This is a genomic window from Fulvivirga kasyanovii (assembly GCF_009711405.1).
In the GTDB taxonomy this organism is placed as follows: Bacteria; Bacteroidota; Bacteroidia; order Cytophagales; family Cyclobacteriaceae; genus Fulvivirga; species Fulvivirga kasyanovii.
On the sequence record NZ_SMLW01000551.1, the window covers coordinates 1 to 18,329 of the forward strand.

Annotated in this window: 18 protein-coding genes; 9 read left to right on the forward strand and 9 right to left on the reverse strand. The window is 40.3% G+C overall.

The features are described from left to right. Positions 1-92: 92 nt before the first annotated feature. From E1163_RS13270 to E1163_RS13305, 8 genes are all read left to right on the forward strand, one after another. Positions 93-2,153: a T9SS type A sorting domain-containing protein gene (locus E1163_RS13270; RefSeq protein ID WP_155172550.1), complete on the forward strand. Its 2,061-nt coding sequence runs from the start codon at positions 93-95 to the stop codon at positions 2,151-2,153. Positions 2,154-2,254: 101 nt separating this feature from the next. Next, positions 2,255-4,318, forward strand: a complete 2,064-nt coding sequence (locus E1163_RS13275) for a PP2C family protein-serine/threonine phosphatase (protein ID WP_155172552.1) — start codon at positions 2,255-2,257, stop codon at positions 4,316-4,318. Positions 4,319-4,361: 43 nt separating this feature from the next. Then, complete coding sequence (locus tag E1163_RS13280) at positions 4,362-4,700, forward strand: STAS domain-containing protein (RefSeq protein ID WP_155172554.1); 339 nt, start codon at positions 4,362-4,364, stop codon at positions 4,698-4,700. Continuing rightward, complete coding sequence (locus tag E1163_RS13285; protein WP_155172556.1) at positions 4,697-5,116, forward strand: ATP-binding protein; 420 nt, start codon at positions 4,697-4,699, stop codon at positions 5,114-5,116. The genes E1163_RS13280 and E1163_RS13285 overlap by 4 nt, the downstream gene beginning before the upstream one ends. An 87-nt stretch (positions 5,117-5,203) precedes the next feature. Continuing rightward, complete coding sequence (locus E1163_RS13290; protein ID WP_155172558.1) at positions 5,204-7,192, forward strand: peptidylprolyl isomerase; 1,989 nt, start codon at positions 5,204-5,206, stop codon at positions 7,190-7,192. Then, positions 7,173-8,060, forward strand: coding sequence for a peptidylprolyl isomerase (locus E1163_RS13295; RefSeq protein WP_246223657.1), 888 nt, complete (start codon positions 7,173-7,175; stop codon positions 8,058-8,060). The genes E1163_RS13290 and E1163_RS13295 overlap by 20 nt, the downstream gene beginning before the upstream one ends. Then, complete coding sequence (locus E1163_RS13300; RefSeq protein ID WP_155172560.1) at positions 8,044-9,387, forward strand: peptidylprolyl isomerase; 1,344 nt, start codon at positions 8,044-8,046, stop codon at positions 9,385-9,387. Before E1163_RS13295 ends, E1163_RS13300 begins: the two co-directional genes overlap by 17 nt. Positions 9,388-9,432: 45 nt before the next feature. After that, positions 9,433-10,407 carry an AAA family ATPase gene (locus tag E1163_RS13305; protein WP_155172562.1) on the forward strand — a complete coding sequence of 325 codons (975 nt, stop codon included), beginning with the start codon at positions 9,433-9,435 and terminating at the stop codon, positions 10,405-10,407. On the opposite strand, the gene E1163_RS13310 is transcribed toward E1163_RS13305, so the two are convergent. The 6 genes from E1163_RS13310 to cysC are packed head-to-tail and all read right to left on the reverse strand — an operon-like array spanning position 10,404 to position 15,575. After that, positions 10,404-10,874, reverse strand: coding sequence for a Rieske (2Fe-2S) protein (locus E1163_RS13310; protein ID WP_185156078.1), 471 nt, complete (start codon positions 10,872-10,874; stop codon positions 10,404-10,406). The genes E1163_RS13305 and E1163_RS13310 overlap by 4 nt on opposite strands. Beyond that, entirely contained in the window at positions 10,834-11,694 is an 861-nt protein-coding gene (locus E1163_RS13315; RefSeq protein ID WP_155172566.1) for a 3-hydroxyacyl-CoA dehydrogenase NAD-binding domain-containing protein, read from the reverse strand. Before E1163_RS13315 ends, E1163_RS13310 begins: the two co-directional genes overlap by 41 nt. A gap of 2 nt (positions 11,695-11,696) precedes the next feature. Continuing rightward, positions 11,697-12,719, reverse strand: a complete 1,023-nt coding sequence (gene pheS / locus E1163_RS13320) for a phenylalanine--tRNA ligase subunit alpha (protein ID WP_155172568.1) — start codon at positions 12,717-12,719, stop codon at positions 11,697-11,699. A 6-nt stretch (positions 12,720-12,725) separates the two neighbouring features. Next, a complete protein-coding gene (gene cysN, locus E1163_RS13325) occupies positions 12,726-14,006 on the reverse strand; it encodes a sulfate adenylyltransferase subunit CysN (protein ID WP_155172570.1) in 1,281 nt (426 codons plus the stop codon). Positions 14,007-14,065: 59 nt separating this feature from the next. After that, a complete protein-coding gene (cysD, locus tag E1163_RS13330) occupies positions 14,066-14,971 on the reverse strand; it encodes a sulfate adenylyltransferase subunit CysD (protein WP_155172572.1) in 906 nt (301 codons plus the stop codon). 1 nt (position 14,972) lies between these two features. Continuing rightward, a complete protein-coding gene (cysC, locus tag E1163_RS13335) occupies positions 14,973-15,575 on the reverse strand; it encodes an adenylyl-sulfate kinase (RefSeq protein WP_155172574.1) in 603 nt (200 codons plus the stop codon). 82 nt (positions 15,576-15,657) lie between these two features. Here cysC and cysQ point away from each other — a divergent pair, with 82 nt between their 5' ends. Further along, entirely contained in the window at positions 15,658-16,425 is a 768-nt protein-coding gene (gene cysQ, locus E1163_RS13340; protein WP_155172576.1) for a 3'(2'),5'-bisphosphate nucleotidase CysQ, read from the forward strand. A 10-nt stretch (positions 16,426-16,435) separates the two neighbouring features. On the opposite strand, the gene E1163_RS13345 is transcribed toward cysQ, so the two are convergent. The 3 genes from E1163_RS13345 to pssD form a co-directional block, all read right to left on the reverse strand. Continuing rightward, positions 16,436-17,491, reverse strand: a complete 1,056-nt coding sequence (locus E1163_RS13345; protein WP_155172578.1) for an MraY family glycosyltransferase — start codon at positions 17,489-17,491, stop codon at positions 16,436-16,438. Between the two features lie 72 nt (positions 17,492-17,563). Next, positions 17,564-18,031 carry a PssE/Cps14G family polysaccharide biosynthesis glycosyltransferase gene (gene pssE, locus E1163_RS13350; RefSeq protein WP_155172580.1) on the reverse strand — a complete coding sequence of 156 codons (468 nt, stop codon included), beginning with the start codon at positions 18,029-18,031 and terminating at the stop codon, positions 17,564-17,566. Then, the gene (pssD, locus tag E1163_RS31705; protein ID WP_425482709.1) at positions 18,015-18,278 is read right to left on the reverse strand and encodes a PssD/Cps14F family polysaccharide biosynthesis glycosyltransferase; all 264 of its coding nucleotides are present in this window, start codon (positions 18,276-18,278) and stop codon (positions 18,015-18,017) included. The genes pssE and pssD overlap by 17 nt, the downstream gene beginning before the upstream one ends. Positions 18,279-18,329 lie beyond the last annotated feature (51 nt).

Consider the following 18,329-nt stretch of genomic DNA (forward strand, 5'->3'; position numbering starts at 1 on the left):
GGTGCATGATGTGATATAAAGATGAAATTTCAAAAAAGCAGATACACCTGCAGCCTTTTTGTTACATGAACTTACTTCAAACCCCATATATTATGAAGACTATAGTAAAGGCTATTATTTTCCTATCGATTTTTCAACTGGCTGTACATAGTCAGTTATACGCATGCTGGCCCACCGGAGACGTTACCTGGACAGGTAATACTGATTCAGACTGGAATAAGGCGTCTAACTACAGTGGTAACTGGGGAGCACTTCCTGATAATCGGGATCGTGTAATCATTAATCCCAGTAATTATTCCAATGCCCCTGTTATTAGTAATAATCCTTCATTTTCACCGGCTTCTATTTATTTAAATAATGGAGCTACCCTAACGGTTAACAGGTCTGTGACTTCGGCATATTTTGAAATTGGAAGTGGGACAAATACCGTTACCATTCAAAGTAGCAGAAAGCTTACTGTTAACGAAGATTTTTTACTCAGTTCCAACAATGGCCGCATTATAGTTGAGGGGGGAGGAAATGTGGAGGTAAGTAATGATCTTATTTTTGAAAATAACGGAACAAGACTTACAAATAATTCTTCCGGTAATTTTGAAGTCAAGGGAGATGTTGAACTCGCCGCTATTACCTCGAGGCTGGAAAATAATGGTAACATTTCGATAACCGGCGATTTGAAAACTGGAGGAGCATTGGCAACCGCCAATCGTATTGAGAATAACGCAAGTGGTATTTTAACCATTGGAGGGGATATTAACTTTAATGGAGCCGCTAATACCGTTGATAATTATGGTATAGTTAATCAATCAGGAAATTTTACAGGCATTGATCTGCTCTGCGATTTTGATAATCATGATGGAGGCACCTGGAACTGGCTTTATACTGGTGGATGGCCTGACCCGAATATGTCTTCGGTGCTTACCCCAAATGGCACGGTTGTTTACGCAGGAGCAGGTAATCAGCCCGTTTTGCCTGTTGCCTATAATAATCTGGTTATCTCGGGTTCTGGTACCAAGCAACTTCAAGCAAATACTGCTGTAATTGGCACCATGACGCTTTCAAATGGAAAATTAGCGCTCAATGACGCAGATCTCATCATCGGTAGCTCAGCAACTATTTCCAATGCTTCATCTTCCAGGTATATAATAACCAATGGGACAGGTAAACTTATCCAAAATGGTATTGGGGCAGGAGGTCGCACGGGTAATGTATTATTCCCCATTGGAACAAGTGCATCCAGTTACACTCCGTTAATAATCAATAATTCGGGCACCGCAGATAACTATTCCGTAAGGCTGGGATCGGTGGTATATGATGGAGGATACTCCGGTACTGCTCAAACATCTGACGTTGTAAATAAGACATGGTATATTGATGAGGAAGTTATCGGTGGCTCTGATGTGGCACTAACTTTTCAGTGGAATGATGCAGATCAACTCAGCGGATTCTCTCCTACTGATGTTAAGGTTATACATTACGACGGGGCACAGTGGGAAACAATGGCATCAGGTGCTGCAACCGGATCAGGGACTTACACAATGACAGCTACCAATATCTCTTCTTTTTCTCCATTTGGAATAGAAGGTGGAGCAGGTACCTTACCTGTTGAGCTACTGTACTTCAAAGGGGATATGACTGGGGATGTGGCTGTTCTCGAATGGGCTACCGCTTCAGAGCTGAACAATGACTATTTCACCGTGGAAAGAACTACCGACCTTGAGAACTTTGATATTGTTACCACTATAAAAGGCAAAGGAACAACAGAAGAAAGGAATGACTACAAATATCATGATAACAAGCCGCTTAGTGGAACTGTATATTACCGCTTGAAACAAACTGATTTTGATGGTACATTTACTTATTCTGATATTATAAAAATAAGCAATAATTCGGTTTCTGAAACTGCAGAGTTGAATATGTATCCTGTCCCTAACCAAGGCGATCAACTTACAATACGAATTACCGGTTTAACCACTGAAAAGGAAACCCCTGTGGTAGTGTATAATACTCAGGGTCAGATTGTACACCAGCAACAGGTTGTAATTGAGAATTCCAGCGAAGTGGTTTTAGCCTTTCAGGAAAAGCTACCAGTTGGAGTTTATACCCTCCGAGTGAATACCGCCCAGCCACTTACAAAGCAGTTCAGTGTGAGATAAAATTCTAAATAGCCATATTTTGAGAGCCACTTTATAACCTAAAGTGGCTTTCTTATTATACGAGATAATATAATTTACTATCTTCAAGGCGTTTTTGAAATATGCTAAGCAAGAAAGCAATCATACGGCTCACTACATTGTTGGCCATTATCACATGGATGGTATTGGTATTTGGTGACTTGTCTATTGTTTTTAGCACTACCCACAACCTGAAACCGGGGATAGGCAGGGAGGTACCTCCTATTATGCTGAGCCTGTTTATACTCTCTCTTTTTGTTTTTTATAAGTATAGAATAGAGAAGGCAGAGAGCATTAATTTCGTAGACCTTTTATGGAAGGTATTCGTTACCGGACTCATCACCACTATTGTATCATTGTTCTTTAGGTTGTTCCTGAACCTCCTGGGTAGTACAAAGCTGGCTGAGAACGTAATGTTTCTCGATTTCATTTACCTATCCAATTTAGGCCTTATCAGTGCATTTCTGATTTCAACCTTCATAGTCTGGAAAAGGTTGATTCTATATCAGAAGTCAAAATTTTTGCTGACCGCCTGGCAGATCTTTGAATACTCCTTGCTTTTCAGTCTGCTATATAATGTATTGCCAATACCGGCTGTACAGAATCTGGAAGAGTACTATTCTGCTTTACTTGTGCTTATGGGCATTTTTCTTTCCGCTAATATGAAGTGGGTGGCTTACCTTAATTTTAAGCAAAAGTGGAAAAGCATACTGCTTATAGCGCTGGCCATGTTTTATTTAGGGTACTTCACCTTTACGCTATTTAACCTTGCCGATGATATTGGGGAATCTACCACCCAGTTTACTGATTTCAGAAATAATGTTTTTATACTGGCACTTATTGCCTTCATCTTCATATATGCACTATTCTCGCTTCTTGTTATACTGTTCAACTTGCCTACATCATCCGTTTTCGAACAAAAACTGGAGGAGGTAGTTAATTTTCAAAGGCTTAGTCAATCCATACAAACCGAACAAAATGAGGAACGGGTTTATGATATTTTGCTTGAGAGTGCCGTAAGTACGGTATTTGCAGATGCGGGATGGATTGAAATCATCAGGCCGGGGGAAAACAACCAGTTTTATACCCATGGAATTTCAGTAAAAGAGATACAAAATATAAAACAACATATCAGCGATAATAATGTAAGAGGAATACTCGATCAGAGTAGCGATAAAACCATAAATCTGAACAAATACCTTTCAACACTTAAAGGGTCAAGGTTCAGGTCTATACTTGCCTTTCCGATATACGTTAAAAATCAGCAGTTGGGAACCCTCGCACTTCTTAAGGATGTAAGCGATGGGTTTAATAAAGAGATGACCAAGATCATCGATACCTTTACCAACCAGGCAGGCATATCAATAGAGAATTTCAGGCTTTTATCGGAAGCCCTGGAAAACGAACGGTACAAGGAGGAATTAAAGATTGCCAAAAGGGTACAGAGCAGCCTTTTGCCTAAAGAGCTTGATCATGATGGTGATTATGATCTGGTGGCTTTTTCAGAAGCTGCAGATGAGGTAGGAGGTGACTATTATGATACTTACCGGGTAAGCAGGAGTAAAATCGCCTTGATTATCAGTGATGTCTCCGGGAAGGGAACTTCTGCGGCATTTCATATGTCTCAGATGAAAGGTATTTTCCATAGCTTCGCCCAACTGGACCTTTCTCCAAAGGATTTTCTGGAGAAAGCCAACAAGGCTTTGAGCCAATGCCTCGATAAAGCATCTTTTATCACTACCTCTTATTTTGTGATCAATAGTGAAACCAAAACGGTGGAATTTGCCAGAGCCGGCCATTGTCCTACTTTATTTTATGATACTCAACTAAAGAAGGGTACTTACTTTCAAAATAAAGGACTCGGGCTGGGCATTTTAAGAAATGGCGAATTTGGAAATTACATTCAAACCAATGCCTTTCAATATAAAACAGGTGATATAGTAGTGCTTTACACCGATGGGGTTACCGAAGCTAAAAACTTTCAGGGAGAAGAGTTTGGATATGAACGCCTGCAAAAATTTATAGAAAGGGTGAGTGATCTTAGTGTACAGGAAATACAACAGAAATTAATAAATGAACTTTATGAGTTTACAGGTACAAAGTCAATAGACGATGACTACACTACGTTGATCATCAAATTTAATTGATTTGTACTAATGAACATAAGTCTAACAAATACGTAAAACAATTATGGTTGACATAAAACGGATTCAGGAAGAAGGTTATGACGTGATAGTAATAGTTGGGGAAGTTGATGCCAGCTCCTCTATAGAACTTGATAACGCTATCAGCGATGCAGTGAAAAGCGGAAAGAAAAAACTTCTTGTTGATTGTACCTCTCTTGAGTATATATCTTCTGCCGGCCTGGGAGTATTTATGTCTTACATCGAGGAGTTTAAACGAAATGATATCAACCTTGTAATCTTTGGCTTGAATGATAAGGTTGCTAATGTTTTTGAAATTTTAGGCCTTGATCAGTTGTTAAAAATAGAGGGAACAAAAGAAGAAGCAAAAGCTCTGCTAGGATGAAGTACTGTTATAAAGTGCCGTGTAAGAAGGAGATGCTCAAGGAGATCAGATGCTTTGTAAAAGAGGTGTTGGATAAACATGGGCTATCTGAGGTTGATGTCAGCACCCTTGTGCTTGCGATTGATGAAGTTTGCGCTAACCTTATCATACATTCGCATTGCTGCAACCCAAAAGAATCGATAGAGGTTGAGATCAATGTTGACAAAGACAAAGGCCTGATCTTCAATATTATTGATAAAGCGGAGATCTTTAACATTAACGAGTATCAGGAGCCTACTTTGGAAGACATAATCAAGAAGCAACGAAAAGGCGGAATCGGCCTTATACTGGTTAAGAAGATCATGGATGATATTCAGATCTACTCAGATAAAAAGAAACATGTTTGCAGACTTGTTAAAAAGATACACATCAATTAGCGCCATCTCATTCTACTTATTCCGTCATACCCCCAATTTTTCCGTTTAATTTATTAAAATTGCGAAGGTTTTAAAATATTCTCTGAGATGAAGTTTCGCATTTGGTTTATTCTTATTCTTATAGCAGGTTGTAAGGCATCATCTGATGTTTCCACAGTTAAGCAGGATGACAGTTCTATCAAGTCCATAAAGTTATTTGATGTAGGCGGTGAATCTGTTTATACAGATGAGTTTGCTTACGTTTATAAAAAGAATAACGTAAATAATGACAGCGCCTTTACCCACGGCGATATCAAAGATTACCTGGATCTCTACATCAAGTTCAAACTTAAGATTGCAGAGGCTAAAAACAGGGGGATGGACACTACTGCAGCGTTTATCCGGGAGTTTGATACCTATAAGGAGCAACTGAAGAAGCCATACCTTTCAGAAAACCAGGTCACAGAGAAATTAATTGCAGAAGCTTACCAAAGGTATAAGGAAGAAATTAACGCCTCGCATATTCTTATTCAGGTTGACGCCGAGGCTGCTCCTGAGGATACCTTAAAAGCATATAATAAAATATTGGAAATCAGAGAGCAGGCTACAAAAGGCACAGACTTTGGCAAACTAGCCCGGGAATATTCCGATGATCCCTCTGCTAAAATGAACAACGGGAACCTTGGATACTTCACCTCTTTTCAGATGGTCTACCCGTTTGAGTCAGCAGCATATAACACTGAAGAGGGAAAAGTGTCGAAGCCGGTCAGGACTAAATTTGGCTATCATCTGGTTAAAGTTCTTGATAAAAGGGCTAGCCAGGGTAGTGTGGAGGTTTCACATATCATGATCAGGATTAAACCCAACAAGGCAGACTCTCTTGAAGCCAGAAACAAAATATTTGAAATATACGATCAGGCTGTTGGAGGAGTAAACTGGGATGACCTTGCTAAACAATTTTCTGAAGATATCAACACTAAAAATTCAGGAGGGCGCTTAAGACCATTCAAAGTTGGCCAAATGCCATATACCTTCCAGGAAGCAGCCTTTGCATTGTCGGAACCCGGTGATATTTCAGACCCGGTCATGACCCCGTACGGCTGGCATATTATCAGGCTGGAAAAGAAACTTCCTCTTGAAAGTTTTAAAGAAATGGAGCCTTCTATAAAATCCCGGATTGATCGGGATTCCAGAGCGGAATTAAATAAAAAGGTGCTGATTGAAAGGCTGAGAAAAGAAAATGGCTTTAAAGAAACGGATGCTGTTCAGAAAATATGGGATTTTGCTGATAGTACTCTGACTCAGGGAAATTGGAATTATCCTGCAGGGAATGAGTTACTTGACGATGTGCTTTTTAGCATTGCCAGTGAGAACTACACAGTAGAGGACTTTTTTAAATACGTAAAACGGGAGCAACGACCTAACTCCCACTCTCCTGAAGTTTATATGAGGCTGCTGTACAATAATTTTACGGATGGCCGCATTATAACCTATGAAGAGAGCCATCTGGAAGATAAATACATCGACTACAGAATGCTGGTTAATGAATACAGGGAGGGTATTCTGCTTTTTGAACTTATGGAGCAGGAAGTGTGGAACAAAGCAGTGGAAGATACTGCAGGCCTGAAAGAATATTATGAACAACATAAAGACAAGTATCAGTGGGCACAAAGGGTGAGGGCTACTGTCTATAACTCTGATAGCGAAGAGGTGCTCTCTGAAATAGAGGGACTTATAAACAGCAATGATTCACTGGCTTTATCTAAAAAAGCTCTGGAAAAGCATTATAACGATAAAACTGCGTTAACTTTACAAGTTACAGAAGGCGTTTTCGAAAAAGGTGACAATGATGTTGTTGATCAGATAAAATGGTCTCCTGGTGTTTATAAGGTAGATGCTTCCGGCAGGCATAACCTGGTATGGATAGAGGAGGTTTTAGAACCTGCCCCAAAGAAACTTGATGAAATAAAAGGATTGGTTATATCTGATTATCAGAATTACCTTGAAAAGCTTTGGGTAGAAGAGTTAAGGGAGAAGTACCCTGTAAATATTAATGACAGTGGATTAAAATACATTTATGAGAAGCTGGAAAAGTAGTTACATCTTACTGGCACTGGTAGTTTCTGCCATGGTATCTGGGTGTGACCTCATCAAAATGAAGGAAGATTCTCAGGAATCGGGTAGCACCGGAGACCCTGTGGCGAGAGTGGGAGAGCAATACCTTTACTCTGATGATCTGGAGGGAATAGCCTCTTCCGGGATGAGTAAAGAAGATAGTACAGAACGTGCGCAAAGGTTTGTAAACAACTGGATCAGAAAGCAGCTTCTTATACAGGAGGCAGCCACCAAGATAGAGTTTGACGAAGCAGAGATCGAAAGAAAAATGCTGGATTACAGGTACAGCCTGATGGGATATGAATATCAGTCTTACTATGTAAATCAAAATCTGGATACGGAGGTAACTGACGAGGAGATTGAAAAATACTATCAGGAGAATATTGATAACTTTATACTTAAGCAGAATATTATTCGTGGTAAATTTATTAAGCTTCCCAAAGGAGCTCCAAAAACAAAAAAAGTAAAATCACTATTACTATCAAGTCGTGAGGAAGATAAAGAAGAGTTGAACTCTTACAGCTTGAGTTACGCAACACAATATCAGCTTGATGATTCTGTCTGGATGGTTTTTGATGAGGTAATAAAAAATTCACCACTGGCAGAAATTCCCAACAAAGTACAGTTTTTGAAAAACCAGAATTATATTGAGCAGTCTGACGATCAGTATTTGTACTTCCTTAAGATTGAGGAATATAGAATATCTGATAATGTATCGCCGTTGGAATTCGTTAAAGAAGGTATTAAAAACATTATTATAAATAAGAGAAAGGTAGAGCTGGCCAGACAGCTTGAAGAGGATGTTTATGAAAGAGCAACTAAAAACCAGGAATTTGAAATCTATAATTAAAACGGTGTTATTATCAACCGGGCTGATCATGTTCATGCCAGCGTTGTTGAAAGCTCAGGATAATGGGGTAGTGGTTGATAAAATAATTGCAAAGGTTGATAACTACATTGTACTGAAATCTGACCTGGAGACTACTTATCTTAATTATCTTGCCAATGGTAACCCTGCGACCCCTGATGCCAAGTGCCGAATACTGGCTCAGCTTATTAGCCAGAAGCTAATGGTTGCCAAGGCTGAAATTGACTCTGTAATTGTAACAGATGCAGAGGTTGATAATAACCTCGACAGAAGGATGCAGATGATCCTTTCGCAATATGGAGGCTCTGAGGCACAACTTGAGGAATACTATGGCAAAACCGTAGAAGAGTTTCAGGCAGATATCCGTGATCAGATTAAAGAGCAACTGGTGGTGCAGAGGATGCAGGAAACCATAACATCAGGGATCAAAGTTACACCGGCAGAAGTTAAAAAGTTTTTTAATAGCATACCTCAGGATAGCCTTCCCTATTTCTCTACAGAGGTCGAGGTAGCTCAGATCGTGAAGGTACCAACGATTGGTAAAGACCAGATTTCCGCGGCTAAAAAGAAGTTAAATGACATCAGAGCAAGGGTCATTGCCGGAGAGAGTTTCGAAGCACTGGCAAAAGAATACTCCCAGGATCCCGGTAGTGCTAAGTATGGAGGAAATCTGGGGTTTGCAAAAAGGGGCGTAATGGCTCCGGAGTTTGAAGCCGCCGCTTTGAAGTTAAAGCCAAATGAAATTTCCAGCCCTTTCGAAACCCAGTTTGGTGTACACATTGTGCAACTGCTGGAAAGGAGAGGTAACGAGTACAATAGCCGGCATATCCTATTGATGGCTGAGCCTTCGGAAAGTGATATGAAAGAGGCTGAAAACTTTCTTGATAGTTTAAAGACACAAATTCAGGCAGACAGTATAACTTTTGAAAAGGCAGCCAAGGAACATTCCGATGATTCATATACTGCCGGTAACGGAGGTTTCTTTATGGATGATCTGGGAGGCACAAGAGTTTCTGTGGAAGATCTTGATCCGGTGGTTTTCTTCACGCTTGACAGTATGCAGGTCGGGCAAATAAGCAAACCTATTAAATTTAGAACTGACGGCGGAAAGGAAGCCGTGAGAATATTATATTATAAGTCTAAAATAAAGCCACATCAGGCCAATCTAAGCGATGACTGGCAGAAGATCCAGGCTGCTGCACTGAATCAAAAGAAGTCTAAAGCATTGAACGATTGGTTTAACAAAGCCCGGGAAGATGTGTTCATTAGTATTGATGACGCGTATGACTATTGCGGAATTATGAATTGACAAACCTAAATTACCTGGTTCCGTAAAACAACCAAAAACGCATATATGAAAGAGTTTAGTACAGAAGTGGAAGCTGCCGATGCATTGCATAAGGCATACAGAAAATTATCTGAGGAAATAGGTAAAGTAGTTATAGGTCAGGACGAAGTTGTCAGGCTGTTACTTACCTCAATATTTTGTCAGGGACATTGCCTTCTTGTGGGTGTTCCGGGGCTGGCCAAAACCCTCCTGATACAAACCATTTCATCTGCTCTCGATCTTAAATTCAGCCGGATACAGTTTACACCTGATTTAATGCCTTCTGATATTTTGGGAGCCGAAACATTGGATAAAGACCGTAATTTTAAATTCATAAAAGGGCCAGTGTTTGCCAACATTGTGCTTGCTGATGAGATCAACAGAACTCCTCCGAAAACTCAGGCAGCATTGTTAGAATCAATGCAGGAATATGCAGTTACTATTGCTGGTCAGAAATATGACCTTGAAAGACCGTTTTTTGTGCTGGCAACCCAGAACCCGATAGAGCAGGAGGGTACATACCCGCTTCCTGAAGCCCAGTTAGATAGATTCATGTTTAATGTTCTTCTGGATTATCCCGCTTATGAGAAAGAAGTTGATATTGTAAAGAACACAACGTCTGATGTAAAGGCAAAGGTCGAGCATGTTCTTACCGGTGATGAGATAATTTATTTTCAGCATTTGGTTCGTAAAGTGCCTATTGCAGACAATGTAATAGAGTATGCCGTGAAGCTTGTGCATAAGACCCGGCCTAACACTGATAAAGCAGCCCAGGTTGCCAATGATTACCTGGAATGGGGTGCAGGACCCAGAGCCTCTCAATACCTTGTTGTAGGTGCTAAATGCAACGCCTTATTAAATGGCAAATATTCCCCTGACATTGAAGATGTAATAGCCGTAGCAAAACCTACACTTCGTCACAGGATTGTAAGAAATTTCAAAGCTGAGGCAGAAGGAGTATCTATCGATGACATTATTGATAATCTGATAAAATCAAATTAATTGATCGGCTCATCAGATATGGTAAGCGTTCTTCTGTTTAAGCTCACCTGGTATTCCCTCAAAGGAAATTGAGCAGGCCCGCCTGTCGGATAGCCATTGGTAAAGCTGAATGAAGATTGACAGGAAGGGTCAGTCATAAACAGCTCTGAGGAATGTACATTCACCGTTGACCCGGCTTCATGTGGCCGGTATGAACAGTTCCTTTCATAAGCATGATAAGTGGTTGAATTCTCCCTGTAAAGGATTATGCCCCGTACCCCTTCGTTCAATAAAACATAACCTCCATCGACAGACAGGTCATTATATTCGGGAAGGTCAAGCTGAATATAAATATCAGGGAAAGAAGCGAATGGTATTTCTTCCCTGTAGGGGGAGTCATTGCAGGAGTATATTATAAAGAGTAGGCTTAGTAGTGTAAACTTAAGCTTATTCGTAGTTGTAAAAACCTTTCCCTGATTTCCGTCCATGATGTCCTGCATCTACTTTTTGTTGTTGAATCCTGCTGGGCCTGAATTTGGCATCCTGGTAAAATGAGTTGAACATTGATGTAGTAACGCTAAAGTTTGTATCCACACCAATTAAATCCATAAGCTGGAATGGTCCCATTTTGAACCCCAAAGATTGCATAAGAGTATCAATGGTTTCTACGTCTGCAACACCTTCCTCCAGCACTTTCAAGCCTTCCACGTAAAAATGCCTTGCTACTCTGTTAACGATAAAGCCGGGAGAATCTTTTGCCATTACAGCAACTTTTCCAAGTTTTTCAGCGAGTACTTTTGTTACTTGTGCTACTTTTTGATCTGTTGCCGCTCCTGAGATCACCTCAACCAGCTTCATGATGTGGGCAGGATTAAAGAAGTGCATACCTACAAATCGCTCAGGATTCTCCAACCCTGCTCCAATTTGTGTTATCGGAATGGAGGAGGTATTTGACGCTAGTATTGTTCTGTCAGAATTTATCCTTTCCAGTTGCGCGAATACCTTCTGCTTTACAGCAAGGTCTTCTACAATAGCTTCAATAATAAAATCTGCCTTAACTTCATCTATATCCACGGTAGTAGAAAGATTTGCAAGTGCAGTATCTTTCTGCTCCTGTGTAACCTTCCCTTTTTCTATACCCTTTTCCAGGTTTTTTTCTATTGATTTTATAGCCTTTTCGAGTGCAGCTTTCTCAATATCAAACAGTACAGTTTTAAAGCCGGCCATGGCTGCTATTTGAGCTATCCCCTGGCCCATGGTGCCTGCACCTATTACGCCTACACGCTTAATATTGTCAATAGAATCCATAATTAATGTAGTGTTGAAAACTGTTTCAGGAACCGCACATCATTCTCTGTATATAACCTCAGGTCATTTACCCTGAATTTTAGCTGAGATATACGCTCTATCCCCATGCCGAAGGCAAAGCCTGTATATTCCTCATGGTCAATTCCGCAATTGGCCAGTACATTAGGATCAACCATACCAGAGCCGGCGATTTCCACCCAGCCGGTGTATTTGCACAACTGACAGCCATCTCCTTTACAGATTTGGCACGAAATATCAATTTCAGCACTTGGCTCTGTAAACGGGAAGTAAGAGGGTCGGAACCTGACCTTAGTGTCTTTACCAAACATCTCTTTCGCAAAGTGATAAAGGGTTTGCTTTAGGTCTACAAAGCTTACATTCTTATCTACATACAGTCCTTCTACCTGATGGAATACGCAATGAGCCCTTGCAGATATTGCTTCGTTGCGATACACCCGCCCGGGCATTATGGAGCGTATAGGTGGCTTTTGTTTCTGCATTAGCCTTACCTGTACGTTGGAAGTATGCGTTCTAAGTAGAATATCAGGATTCTTTTCTATAAAGAAAGTATCCTGCATTTCTCTCGCCGGGTGATTTTCAGGAAAATTTAATGCAGTGAAATTGTGAAAATCATCTTCAATCTCTGGCCCGTCAGCTACATTGAAGCCAATCCGTTCAAATACCTGAATGATTTGGTTTCTCACATAAGTCAGTGGGTGCATACTTCCTAAAGCATGTCCCGCAGACGGCAAAGTAAGGTCCTCGTGTTCGGACGTGCCTGCCTGACCAGATTCTAAATTGTCAATTAAAGTTTTAAACTTTGCCTGGACAGCTTGCTTAACTTCATTGACCTTCATGCCGTATGCCTTCTTTTGGTCATTAGGCACATTTTTGAATTCATCCAAGAGGTCTCCTACTACACCTTTCTTACTGATAAACCTCAGTCTGAATTGTTCCAGCTCCTCCTGGTTTTTGGCTTCCGCTGCTCCGACCTCTCTTAATATTGCATCAACTTTTTCCTGCATAATCCTTTAAATGATCATTCCTGCAGCCACGGTTTCATTTGTGGCTTCATCTATTAGTATAACACTTCCCGTAATTCTATTTCTGCTGTAACGGTCATAGTACAGAGGCTTTGTAGTACGTAGAGTAACCCGGGCAATATCGTTCATGCCAATGTTCTTATCATCCTCTAGTCTATGCAGTGTATTGATATCCATTTTATAATGGATATTCTTTATCATGCATCGTGCATCGCTGGTAGTATGCTTTAAGGCATACTTGCCGCTAGGAATCAGGGGCTTAGAGTTCATCCAGCATAACATAACGTCAATATCCTGGCTAACATTAGGTTTGTTGTTTTCCCTTACGATCATGTCACCACGGCTGATGTCGATATCATCTTCTAATTGCATAGTGACTGACATAGGAGGAAATGCCTCTTCTAGTTTTTCATTAAAGATTTCAATACTCTTTATTTTAGAGGTAAAACCTGAAGGTAATACAGCTACAGTATCTCCGGGTTTGAAAATTCCACCGGCAATTCTACCGGCATATCCGCGATAATCGTGGTACTCGTCAGAGTGAGGGCGAACAACATGCTGAACAGGGAAACGGCTGTCAATATGGTTATGGTCACTTCCTATATGGATGTTTTCCAGCAGGTACAGCAAAGTTCCGCCTTTGTACCACGGAGTGTTTTCAGACTCATTAACAACATTGTCCCCCTTCAGGGCACTGATAGGAATAAACCTGATATCTTTTACGTCAAGCTTGGATGAGAACGACTCTATCTGGTCCTTTATTTTGTTGTAGACCTTCTCATCATAATCAACAAGATCCATTTTGTTGATACAAAATACAACATGGGGTATTCCCAGAAGGGCAGCAATGAATGTATGGCGATGGGTCTGCTCCACAACACCATTCCGGGCATCTACCAGGATCAGAGCAAGATTAGCAGTGGAAGCTCCGGTAACCATGTTCCTGGTGTACTGGATATGCCCTGGAGTATCGGCTATAATAAACTTCCTTTTAGGGGTGGCAAAGTATCTGTATGCAACATCAATAGTAATTCCTTGTTCCCTTTCAGCCCTGAGACCATCAGTAAGCAGGGCCAGGTTCACATTGGCATCACCTTTCCGCCTGCTGGATTCTTCAATGGCTTCGTATTGGTCTTCAAATATGGATTTGGAATCATATAGAAGTCGTCCTATCAATGTACTTTTACCATCGTCTACACTTCCTGCTGTTGTGAAGCGTAGTAATTCCATGTCAAGGTATCCGGTTGAGTCTCCGTTATTCGCACTCATTTTATTATAAAGATTTTAAATTAATAGTGATAATTGGTTAAAATGTGGGTAGCCCTGAATTAGAAGTATCCTTGTTTTTTACGATCTTCCATTGCCGCTTCTGACCTTTTATCATCTGATCGGGTACCTCTTTCGGTTTGGCGGGTTGCAGCTACTTCGGTAATAATAGTTTCGAGTGTAGAAGCCTCGGACTCTACAGCTCCTGTACAAGTCATATCACCAATAGTTCTGAACCTGACTACTTTTTTGAAGGTTTTTTCTGAATCTTTCTTTTGGATATAGTCGCAATCAGCCATGATCACATTATCACGAACAAAAACTTCACGTTCGTGGGCAAAGTATAATGAAGGCAGCTCAATTCCTTCCATTAAAATATATTGCCATACATCCATTTCTGTCCAATTACTAATAGGGAATACCCTGAAGTTCTCCCCAAAGTGTTTTCTGCCATTGAAGATATTCCATAGCTCAGGCCTTTGGTTTTTTGGGTCCCACTGGCCAAACTCGTCACGATGAGAGAAGAACCTTTCCTTGGCTCTTGCCTTTTCCTCGTCGCGCCTGGCTCCACCAACACAGGCATCAAACTTATACTTTTCAATAGTATCCAGCAGGGTCACCGTCTGTAGTCCGTTTCGGCTGGCATTATAGCCTTTTTCTTCAACTACTTTACCCTCATCGATAGACTCCTGAACAGAACCTACGATTAACTCTACCCCTAGTTTTTTGACATACTTGTCCCTGAATTCAATAGTTTCAGGAAAGTTATGCCCTGTGTCGATGTGTACTAAAGGGAATGGAACTTTGGCCGGGAAAAATGCTTTGCGGGCAAGGTGGGCCACGGTTATTGAGTCTTTACCACCGGAAAAAAGGATGGCAGGATTTTCAAATTGTGCGGCTACCTCACGAATAACATAAATTGCTTCCGCTTCCAGTTCTTTTAAGTGTGTTAGATTATAGGCCCTCATTTTATGCTTTGCTATATTTTACTTTTGGAAGAATATATTTTAAAAGTTCGTTCAAATTTTCTTCTGCAGAGTTATCTGCAGTATTTAACTCAACGTTGGGATTTTCCGGATGTTCAAAAGGAGAGTCGATCCCGGTAAAGCTTTTTATTTCCCCTCTTCTTGCTTTGGCGTATAAGCCCTTTACATCTCTTTGTTCACAAACCTCTAACGGACAATTAATAAAAACTTCACAATACTTATCTCCTATTATATCTTTTGCCATTGTCCTGATTTGTGCCGTAGGGCTGATCAGGGAACAAATCGTAATAACACCATTACTGGCCAATAGTTTTGAGGCTTCAGCAGCTCTTCGAATGTTCTCTGTCCGGTCTTCTTCGCTGAAACCCAGGTTGTTGTTTATTCCCGTTCTCAGGTTATCGCCATCAAGTAAAGCAGTGAGATACCCTTCGCCATGCAAGCGATTTTCTAAAGCGCGTGCAATGGTACTCTTACCTGAGCCTGAGAGGCCAACCATCCATATCACCAGAGAATGCTGCTTTAGAAGCTCCTCCTTTTTGTCGGTACCTAGTATAGAGTCAAATATCGGGTGTATGTTTTCAGCCATTTTTACGAAAATTTGAGTGGCAAAAATACAATTAATTAATATAATTTATAAATGAGCCACACATTTGTGTAGTTTTGTTTTCATGGAAATTCACATAAAGCAAGAAGAACTCATTGAGCTGACCCGTAAAGCAGGGAAAGCTATTTTAAAGATATACAATGATCTTGAGTTAGCCGGCGATGTTGACTATAAAAATGATAATTCGCCCCTGACTTTGGCAGACAAGGCTTCGCACGAAGTAATTATGGAAGGGCTCAAAACCCTTTATCCGAATATCCCCATTATCTCAGAAGAGGGAGAGCAGCTTGAATATAACGCCAGGAAGGACTTTGAATATTTCTGGCTCGTTGATCCTTTGGATGGAACAAAGGAGTTCATCAACAGAAATGGACAGTTTACCGTGAATATTGCTTTGATGCATAAGCACACGCCCGTCGCCGGCTTTATCTATACACCCGTACATGACAGTTTGTATGTCGGTATTAAGGGTGATTGTGCCTATAAAGTTGAGAAAGGAGAGAGAGCTGACCTAAAAGTTAATAATTCCACTGGCCAAAGAATTGCAGTAAGAAGTAAATCTCATGCATCTCCTGAGGAGGAAGGTGTACTGGAGCAGTATGATGTGGTTAATGATATTTCCGTGGGTAGCTCGCTTAAATTTTGCATGGTAGCTGAAGGAAAGGCAGATATATATTATCGGCATGGCCCTACAATGGAGTGGGATACCGCAGCCGGACAGGCGGTACTTGAAAGTGCAGGAGGCAAGGTTTTAAAGGGAACAGGACCGGAAGTTTTTAGCTACAATAAAGAAAATCTACTGAACGGCAGCTTCTTGTGCCTGGGCTTTTAAGATTTAAGATTTAAGATCTGTTTAATTTCCTGATGATCAGGAAGTCCAGAGTTAAGCTGAGGATGATCGAAAATACCAGGATAAGGGGTAGAAAGATTGCATCATCCAGCTTGTAGAAGATGATAGCCAGAACAATATAGCTTATGTTAAGCACTCCCAATGCAATTGCAGTCTGGGAGTGCGTCAATCCCAGTCGCATCAAAGCATGGTGCATATGATTCTTATCTGGAGTAAAGGGGGATTGCTTTTTTGATAGCCTAAGAATAAAGATCCTCAAAGTATCAAACAAAGGAATGATTATGATGCAGATCGCTGTAGTGATCGATGCTTCAAACTTGTAAGGGCTTGTATCAGGAAGCTGATAGTTAAAATCTATAAAATTGATAGCCAGTACCGAGAACAGGAAGCCGATAACCAGAGCACCGGTATCTCCCATAAAAATTTTAGAAGGCTCCCAATTAAATGTCAGGAAAGCCACTACAGCGCCAACCATGCTTAGGGCGAGCAGAGCCGTCAAAGTTTCCCCAACCAGAAAAAACCATACACCAAATGTTGATAAGGCTATAGTAGCAATTGTACCAGCCAGTCCGTCCAATCCGTCGATTAGATTAAAGGAGTTAGTAACCACAATGATGGTAAATATGGTAAGCAGATAGCTTACGAATTCAGGTAGCTCATATACACCGAAAAGTCCGTAAAAGGAGTGTAAGCCGGTGCTGGTAAGTATGATTACCATCGAAGCAGCTATAAGCTGGCCTATAAGTTTGTAGATCGGTTTGAGAGGAACTATATCATCCCTCATACCCACAACAAATATGATTGAAACTCCTGCAAGAATGAACTTGAAATCTTGAAATCCATCAATCGGCATCCAGATAACCAGCGATACAAAGAAGCCCAGAAAAATGGCTATGCCGCCCAGTGATGGGGTTGTTTTTTTGTGGATTTTCCTTCTTCCCGGGGTATCCATCATCTTTTTTTTCTTTCTCGAAAACTTGATGATCACCGGGATCACCAAAAAAGTAATGATGAATGATGTAGCTATTGCTAATGTAATCGAAGTCATCTAGGGTTTATTAGATGCGCAAAGGTAATAAATAATTTAATGTAGAACGGGTTGGGGCTAGAGAAGTTAGAGCTACTTTTGTAAAATTTCTACTATGGATTCAATTAAAGCACTCGAATCATTTTCATATTTTTTTAAGCTTGTTGTTTCAAAGCTATCAATTGCCGAAGGTAATTCATTTAGGCAATAAATTACTGGTGCATAGCTATTTTGATCAACAAAGCTTGCTAGTTCTTTCTGATGATCATCAATAAGGTTAAGATTTGGTACGACTATTACATCTTTAGACTCTTCTAGTAATTTGTAGACCGTCCCGGCTCCGGCGTGAGTAATAATGATATCTGCTTTTGAATAATAATCATCTATATTGCTTGTATAAGTGAAATATTGATGGTTTTTTGGTATGTATTTGCCATTTCCAATTTGGAAAATAAAACTATATTTTTTTTTATTTAATTTGTTATCACAAAACTGTATGAGGTTGTCGTAGTTTGTTGTTCCTACGGTTACAAATATTTTTTTATTATAATCTTCCGACATAAATTGCTTTTGGGTATATCGTTTTAAGAGATTCGTTTTGAATATAAAAATAATCAGCTATATGATACATCCACCTTCCTGTATTGGATTTTGAATAAAACCGGGACCATGTCTCCAAATGAATTATTTTCTTACCCATTAATTTAAATAAGATACAAAAAAAAATTGAGATTCCAGGCCCTGTGCTTATTACATACTTAAATCTATGTTTTATCATGGCAGAGACAAAGTGCTTGGTAAGGAACAACAGAAATTTCGGAAAACTTAGCAGGGATTGCCACAGACTATATTTTTTTTT

Excerpts from the sequence above, each read along its gene's own strand:
- E1163_RS13280 (WP_155172554.1), top strand. The coding sequence starts at position 4,362 with ATGGTTGACATAAAACGGATTCAGGAAGAAGGTTATGACGTGATAGTA.
- E1163_RS13315 (WP_155172566.1), bottom strand. The coding sequence starts at position 11,694 with ATGGATTCTATTGACAATATTAAGCGTGTAGGCGTAATAGGTGCAGGC.
- cysQ (WP_155172576.1), top strand. The coding sequence starts at position 15,658 with ATGGAAATTCACATAAAGCAAGAAGAACTCATTGAGCTGACCCGTAAA.
- E1163_RS13305 (WP_155172562.1), top strand. The coding sequence starts at position 9,433 with ATGAAAGAGTTTAGTACAGAAGTGGAAGCTGCCGATGCATTGCATAAG.
- pheS (WP_155172568.1), bottom strand. The coding sequence starts at position 12,719 with ATGCAGGAAAAAGTTGATGCAATATTAAGAGAGGTCGGAGCAGCGGAA.
- E1163_RS13310 (WP_185156078.1), bottom strand. The coding sequence starts at position 10,874 with ATGGACGGAAATCAGGGAAAGGTTTTTACAACTACGAATAAGCTTAAG.
- E1163_RS13295 (WP_246223657.1), top strand. The coding sequence starts at position 7,173 with ATGAGAAGCTGGAAAAGTAGTTACATCTTACTGGCACTGGTAGTTTCT.
- E1163_RS13275 (WP_155172552.1), top strand. The coding sequence starts at position 2,255 with ATGCTAAGCAAGAAAGCAATCATACGGCTCACTACATTGTTGGCCATT.
- cysC (WP_155172574.1), bottom strand. The coding sequence starts at position 15,575 with ATGGCTGAAAACATACACCCGATATTTGACTCTATACTAGGTACCGAC.
- pssE (WP_155172580.1), bottom strand. The coding sequence starts at position 18,031 with ATGTCGGAAGATTATAATAAAAAAATATTTGTAACCGTAGGAACAACA.
- E1163_RS13285 (WP_155172556.1), top strand. The coding sequence starts at position 4,697 with ATGAAGTACTGTTATAAAGTGCCGTGTAAGAAGGAGATGCTCAAGGAG.
- E1163_RS13270 (WP_155172550.1), top strand. The coding sequence starts at position 93 with ATGAAGACTATAGTAAAGGCTATTATTTTCCTATCGATTTTTCAACTG.
- E1163_RS13345 (WP_155172578.1), bottom strand. The coding sequence starts at position 17,491 with ATGACTTCGATTACATTAGCAATAGCTACATCATTCATCATTACTTTT.
- cysN (WP_155172570.1), bottom strand. The coding sequence starts at position 14,006 with ATGAGTGCGAATAACGGAGACTCAACCGGATACCTTGACATGGAATTA.
- cysD (WP_155172572.1), bottom strand. The coding sequence starts at position 14,971 with ATGAGGGCCTATAATCTAACACACTTAAAAGAACTGGAAGCGGAAGCA.
- E1163_RS13290 (WP_155172558.1), top strand. The coding sequence starts at position 5,204 with ATGAAGTTTCGCATTTGGTTTATTCTTATTCTTATAGCAGGTTGTAAG.